The 6632-nt window shown below is 69.9% G+C and carries 5 protein-coding genes; 4 read left to right on the forward strand and 1 reads right to left on the reverse strand.

Features of this window, described 5'->3' with window-relative positions; translation table 11 throughout:
• Positions 1 to 401: 401 nt before the first annotated feature.
• Positions 402 to 1166 (reverse strand): GntR family transcriptional regulator, encoded by a 765-nt coding sequence (locus tag ACFWA7_RS11385; RefSeq protein ID WP_385534251.1) that lies wholly within the window; start codon positions 1164 to 1166, stop codon positions 402 to 404.
• Between the two features lie 283 nt (positions 1167 to 1449).
• Here ACFWA7_RS11385 and ACFWA7_RS11390 point away from each other — a divergent pair, with 283 nt between their 5' ends.
• The 4 genes from ACFWA7_RS11390 to ACFWA7_RS11405 all read left to right on the forward strand — a co-directional run bounded on the left by ACFWA7_RS11390 (position 1450) and on the right by ACFWA7_RS11405 (position 6218).
• Positions 1450 to 2733 carry an extracellular solute-binding protein gene (locus ACFWA7_RS11390; RefSeq protein WP_385822451.1) on the forward strand — a complete coding sequence of 428 codons (1284 nt, stop codon included), beginning with the start codon at positions 1450 to 1452 and terminating at the stop codon, positions 2731 to 2733.
• A gap of 79 nt (positions 2734 to 2812) precedes the next feature.
• Positions 2813 to 3811, forward strand: a complete 999-nt coding sequence (locus ACFWA7_RS11395) for a carbohydrate ABC transporter permease (RefSeq protein ID WP_385534110.1) — start codon at positions 2813 to 2815, stop codon at positions 3809 to 3811.
• A 29-nt stretch (positions 3812 to 3840) separates the two neighbouring features.
• On the forward strand, positions 3841 to 4695 hold the full coding sequence (locus tag ACFWA7_RS11400) for a carbohydrate ABC transporter permease (protein WP_385534113.1): 855 nt from the start codon (positions 3841 to 3843) through the stop codon (positions 4693 to 4695).
• A gap of 8 nt (positions 4696 to 4703) precedes the next feature.
• Positions 4704 to 6218 (forward strand): glycoside hydrolase family 3 protein, encoded by a 1515-nt coding sequence (locus tag ACFWA7_RS11405; RefSeq protein ID WP_385822453.1) that lies wholly within the window; start codon positions 4704 to 4706, stop codon positions 6216 to 6218.
• Positions 6219 to 6632 lie beyond the last annotated feature (414 nt).

Raw genomic sequence — 6632 nt, forward strand, 5'->3', positions numbered from 1 at the left:
GAACCCCCGTACCGGATACCGGACGTGAGGGTTGAGTAAGCGGCCTCTTTCAGTCGGTCGGCCGCTTCAGCCTCGCCACGCTGTGCTGTCCCGGGGGATGACCCCCGGACCCCCAGCCGTCGCGGGTTCGGGCCGTGTCAGTCCGTCGGCCGCTTCAGCCTCGCCACGCTGTGGTGTCCCGGGGGATGACCCCCGGGCCCCCAGCCGTCGCGGGTTCGGGCCGTGTCAGTCGGTCGGCCGCTTCAGCCTTGCCACGCTGTGCTGTCCCGGGGGATGACCCCCGGGCCCCCAGCCGTCGCGGGTTCGGGCCGTGTCGGTCGGTCGGCCGCTTCAGCCTTGCCACGCTGTGCTGTCCCGGGGGATGACCCCCGGACCCCCAGCCGTCGCGGGTTCGGGCCGTGTCAGTCCGTCGGCCGCTTCAGCCTCGCCACGAACTTGTACCGGTCGCCCCGGTACACCGAGCGCACCCACTCCACCGGTTCGCCGTCGCCGTCCAGGGAGTGGCGGGAGAGCATCAGCATCGGCAGGCCCACGTCCGTGCCGAGCAGTCCGGCCTCGCGCGGGGTGGCCAGGGACGTCTCGATCGTCTCCTCGGCCTCGGCGAGCCGCACCCCGTACACCTCCGCGAGGGCGGTGTAGAGAGAGGTGTACTTGACGAGCGAGCGGCGCAGCGCGGGGAAGCGCTTGGCCGACAGGTGGGTCGTCTCGATCGCCATCGGCTCGCCACTGGCCAGCCGCAGCCGCTCGATGCGCAGCACCCTGCCGCCCGCCGTGATGTCGAGCAGTCCCGCCAGCGTGTCGTCGGCGGTGACATAGCCGATGTCCAGGAGCTGAGAGGTCGGCTCCAGACCCTGGGCGCGCATGTCCTCGGTGTACGAGGTGAGTTGCAGCGCCTGGGAGACCTTGGGCTTGGCGACGAACGTGCCCTTGCCCTGGATGCGCTCCAGACGCCCCTCGACCACCAGTTCCTGGAGGGCCTGGCGCACGGTGGTGCGGGAGGTGTCGAACTCGGCGGCCAGGGTGCGCTCGGGCGGCACCGGGGTGCCCGGCGGAAGGGTCTCCGTCATGTCGAGGAGATGCTTCTTGAGGCGGTAGTACTTGGGCACGCGAGCGGTACGGGCGCCGGCGCCCGCCTCTGTCTCCGTGCCGCTCCCGTCGGTGGCCATGGCCCGCCTTCCCGAGTGCTGTGCTGCTGCCGTCACCGGCTCCTCCGTCTGTCGCGGCTCACATGGTGGCACGGACCGGTCACGGGTCGTCGCCCTCCCTCAGGTGTCGGTCCGATAACGGACGCGACAGCCCTTCTTATACACCCTTGACACCCCTAAAGGTCTAGGCCAAGCTCCCGGTACTGGTCTAAACCATTAAAGACCAGGTCCCAGCCCCACAGGCAGTACACGTCGTATGTCTTCGCGGTGGGCGGGGGGTTGCAGCATCCCTGAGGAGGGTGGCGTGAAGCTCAAGCTCATCGCGGCGATCGGCGTCGCGGGCATGTTGGTCAGCATCGCGGCGTGTGGCTCCGACGACAAGAAGGACGACGGGGCGAAGGGCGGCGACGCCAAGCAGCTGACGGTCTGGCTGACGGTCGACGCCCAGAAGAACTGGCCGGACCTGGTCAAGGCCGCGGACGACGCGATCGTCGCCAAGCACCCGGGCCTGAAGATCAGCCACGAGTACTACGGCTGGCCCGACAAGAACGCCAAGCTCGACGCCGTGCTCGCCACCGACAAGGCGCCCGACGTGGTCGAGATGGGCAACACCGAGATGCTCGCCTACTCGGTCAAGGGCGCCTTCGCCGAGATCGACCCGTCGAAGTTCGACAACTCCTCCGCCTGGCTCGACGGCCTCAAGGCCTCGGTCTCGTACGGCGGCAAGACCTACGGCGTCCCCTACTACGCCGGTGGCCGCGTGGCGACCTGGCGCAAGGACATCGCCGCCGACGCGGGCGTGAGCGCCGCGCCGAAGACGTACACCGAGCTGACCGCCGGCCTGGACAGGATCCAGGAGAAGAAGGGCGACAAGTTCAGCGCCTGGTACCAGCCGTCCCGTGACTGGTACGCGGCCATGTCGTACGTGTACGACGCCGGCGGCTCCATCGCCAAGGAGGACGGCGGCAAGTTCACGGCGAACCTGTCCTCGCCGGAGTCCCTCAAGGGCCTCAACGAGTACAAGAACATCCTCGGCAAGTACATGCACGGCGACAAGACCAAGGACGAGTCCGACCGTCCGATCGTCTACGGCCAGGGCAAGTCCGCGCTGATCTTCGGTGCGGGCTGGGAGGGCGGCACCGCCGCCACCCCGGAGAACGACAAGGTCGGCAAGCTCGCCGACAAGATCGAGAACTTCGTGATGCCCGGCCCGTCCGGCAAGGCCATGCCGGTCTTCCTCGGCGGCTCCGACCTGGCCGTCCCGGTCAAGTCCAAGGCGCAGGCGCTCGCCGCCGAGTGGATCAACGTGTTCACCGGCACCCAGGGCCAGAAGGGCCTGATCGCCAAGCAGAACCTGCCCAACAACAAGACGGACCTCGCTCCGCTGAAGTCGGACCCGAAGACGGCCGTCCCGGCCACCGCGGCCGAGTCCAGCTGGTTCGTGCCCATGGCCCCGGGCTGGGGCCAGGTCGAGAAGGCCAAGGTCCTCCAGGACATGCTGCAGGCCATCGGCACCGGCAAGAAGTCGGTCGAGCAGGCCGCGAAGGACGCGGACGCCGCGATCGACAAGGTCATCAACACCAAGTGACCTGTGGGCGAGGGTCCCGTCGGACAGCGACGGGGCCCTCGCCCGGCCAGTACCGGAGAGGGACCGCTAGGAGCGCGCGATGAGTGCCGCAGAGACAACCACCGCCAAGGTGCCGCCGGCGCGGCGCGACCCACTACCGGGTGGGGGATCCGGGAAGCCCCCGAAGGGGCCGGGCAGAAAGCGCAGTGCGGGACAGGCGGCGGTGCCCTGGGCGCTGCTCGCCCCCTGCCTGCTGGCGCTCGCCTTCGTACTGGGCTATCCGCTGGTACGCCTGGTCACCCTGTCCTTCCAGAAGTTCGGCCAGCCGGAGCTGTGGGGTTTCAAGGACCCCGAGTCGGTCGGCTTCGACAACTTCACCAACGTCCTGAGCGACAGCGAGTTCTGGGCCGTCGTCGTCCGTACGGTCCTGTTCGCCTTCACCGCGGTCGTGCTGACCATGGTGCTCGGCATGCTGATCGCCCTGCTGCTCCAGCGGGTCTCCGGCTGGGTGAAGACCCTGGTCAACATCGCGCTGGTGGCGAGCTGGGGCATGCCGATCGTCGTCGCCATCACCATCTTCAAGTGGATGTTCGACAGTGACTTCGGCGTACTGAACTGGCTGCTCAGCCAGTTGCCGGGGGTCGACATGATCGGCCACAACTGGTTCGCCAGCGGCACCCAGGGCCTCGCCGTCATCATGCTGCTCGTGGTCTGGGGCGCGGTGCCGTTCGTCGTCATCACGTTGAGCGCGGGCCTCACCCAGGTCCCCAAGGAGCTCGAAGAGGCCGCCCGGCTCGACGGCGCCGGCTCCTGGGGCGTCTTCCGCCACGTCACCATGCCGATCCTCAAGCCCATCGTCGTGATGCTGGCGACCCTCTCGGTCATCTGGGACATGGGCGTCTTCCCGCAGGTCTTCGTGATGCGCGGCAACCACCCCGAGCCCGAGTTCCAGCTCCTCACCACGTACTCGTACGACAAGGCGTTCGTGGTCAACGACTACTCGCAGGGCTCCGCGATCGCGCTGCTCACCGTGCTCCTGCTGCTCGGTGTGATCGCCGTGTACATGCGCCAGATGCTGAAGATCGGGGACGTCGAGTGAGCGTGGCGAACGGAAAAGAGGGCGTGGACATGGCTGCCTCGAACCCGGTGCTCGCGCGCCCCCGCCGCAAGAAGTCCAAGCTCGGCTGGAACCTCCTCGGCCTGCTGGTCTTCGCCACCGCGGGCTTCCCGGTCTACTGGATGCTCAACACGGCGCTCAAGCCCGCCAAGGACGCGATCGACCCGAGCCCGCACTTCTTCCCCCGGTCCCTCACCCTGGAGAACTTCCGCCGGGCGCTGGACATCGGTGACTTCTGGGGAGCGATCGGCCGCTCGCTGATCGTCTCCGTCGTCGTCGTGGTGATCGGTATCGCGGTCGGCCTGCTCGCGGCGCTCGCCATCTCGCGGTTCGCCTTCCGCGGCCGCAAGATCGTGATCGTCGGCATCCTGGCGGTCCAGATGGTCCCGCTGGTCGCGATGATCATCCCGGTCTTCCTGCTCCTCAACGACCTCGGCCAGTACGACAAGCTGTCCGGCCTGGTCCTCACCTACCTCACCTTCATCCTCCCCTTCACGGTCTGGACGCTGCGCGGCTTCATCGTCAACGTCCCCAAGGAGCTGGAGGAGGCGGCGATGGTCGACGGGTGCAGCCGCACCGGCGCGTTCATCCGCGTGGTCTTCCCGCTGCTGGCCCCGGGCATGGTGGCCACCTCGGTTTACGGCTTCATCCAGGCGTGGAACGAATACCTCTACGCCCTCATGCTGATGAGCCAGAACCACCAGACCGCCACCGTCTGGCTGTCCAACTTCACCACCCAGCACGGCACCGAGTTCGCCCCCATGATGGCCGGCTCCACCATGATGGCCGTCCCCATCGTGGCTCTGTTCCTCCTCGTCCAGCGCAAGATGGCCGCGGGTCTGACGGCCGGCGCAGTGAAGGGATAACGCCGCCCATGACGACGATCGCACGCAGCACAGACACACTCACGCGCGACGCCCTGACCGTTCTGCAGCCCGGTTTCGTCGGCACCACCGCCCCCGACTGGCTGCTGCGCCGGATCGGCGAAGGCCTCACCTCGGTGGGCCTGTTCGGCCGCAACATCGCCACGGCCGCCCAACTTGCGGCCCTGACAGCCCAGTTGCGGTCCGAGCGGGACGACGTCCTGGTGGCCATCGACGAGGAGGGCGGGGACGTCACCCGCCTGGAGGTCCGTACGGGCTCGTCGTTCCCCGGCAACCTGGCGCTGGGTTCGGTGGACGACACGGACCTGACCCGCGCGGTGGCCCACGAGCTGGGCCGCAGACTGGCGGCCTGCGGGGTGGACCTGAACTGGGCCCCGTCCGCAGACGTGAACTCGAACCCGGACAACCCGGTCATCGGAGTACGGTCCTTCGGCGCCGACCCGTACCTCGTGGCGCGGCACACCGCCGCGTACATCGAGGGGCTGCAGTCCGCCGGAGTCGCCGCCTGCACCAAGCACTTCCCGGGCCACGGCGACACGGCGGTCGACTCGCACCACGCGCTCCCGCGCATCGACGTGGACCTCGGCACGCTCCACGCCCGTGAACTGGTGCCGTTCCGCGCCGCGATCGCCGCGGGCTCCAAGTCGGTCATGAGCGCGCACATCCTTCTCCCCGCGCTCGACCCGGTCCGCCCGGCGACGCTGAGCCCGCGTGTCCTGACCGGACTGCTCCGCGAGGAACTCGGCTACGACGGGCTGATCGTCACCGACGCCGTGGAGATGCAGGCCATCGCCTCGACGTACGGGATCGAGCGCGGCTCGGTCCTCGCGATCGCGGCCGGGGCCGACGCGCTGTGCGTCGGCGGCGGCCTGGCGGACGAGGACACCGTGCTGCGGCTGCGGGACGCGCTGGTCGCGGCGGTACGGGCGGGCGAACTGCCCGAGTCGCGGCTCGCCGACGCGGCGGCCCGGGTACGCGCCCTCGCGTCCTGGACGCGGCAGGCCAGGGGGAACGTGGCGGTGCCGGGCGTGGAGCAGGAGGGGACCGCGCCCGGCACCGACATCGGCCTGGTGGCGGCGCGACGCGCCCTGCGGGTGACGGGGACCGTGGTCCCCTTGTCCGCACCCCCCTACGTGGCGGCGTTCACCCCCGTCGCGAACATCGCGGTCGGGGACGAGACGCCGTGGGGGGTGGCGGCGGAACTGGCGGCGCGGCTGCCCGGGACGACGACGGGAACGTACGGGCCGTCCGCGGACCCTGCTTCGGTGCTGGCCGCGGCCGGGGGGCGCCGGATCGTGGCGGTGATCCGCGACGAGCACCGCCACCCGTGGATGTCCTCGGCCCTGGACGCGCTGCTGGCGGCGCGCCCCGACACGGCGGTGATCGAGATGGGGGTGCCGCAGGCTGTGGCGCGGGGTGCGGTGCATGTTGCTACGCGTGGGGCGGCGAGGGTGTGCGGCCGGGCGGCAGCGGAGGTTCTGTCCCCCACCCCGCCCGTCACCTGAAGCCCTCCGGCGGGCGGCCGGGTGGGGGTTGAGGCGTGCTTGCCGGGACCTGCGCCCCCAGCCCCCATTGCGGGGCTTCGCCCCAGACTCCATTGAGGGGCTTCGCCCCGGGCCCCGTGTGTGTCTGCGGGTCCGGTGGGGGCTGGTCGCGCAGTTCCCCGCGCCCCTGAAGGGCGGGAGCTTCGCTCCCTGCCCCCTGCCCCCGGGCTCCTCAGGCGCCGGAGAGGCTGAAGTGCGGCCCGGCCCCGTTCTGCCTTTAGGGGCGCGGGGAACTGCGCGAGCAACCACACACAACCCGCAGACGAACACCGGGCCGAAAAGGGGCGCGGGGAACTGCGCGACCAGCCCCCACCGGACCCGCAGACACACACGGGGCCCGGGGCGAAGCCCCTCAATGGAGTCTGGGGCGAAGCC

This window comes from Streptomyces sp. NPDC059994 (assembly GCF_042737755.1).
Lineage (GTDB): Bacteria > Actinomycetota > Actinomycetes > Streptomycetales > Streptomycetaceae > Streptomyces.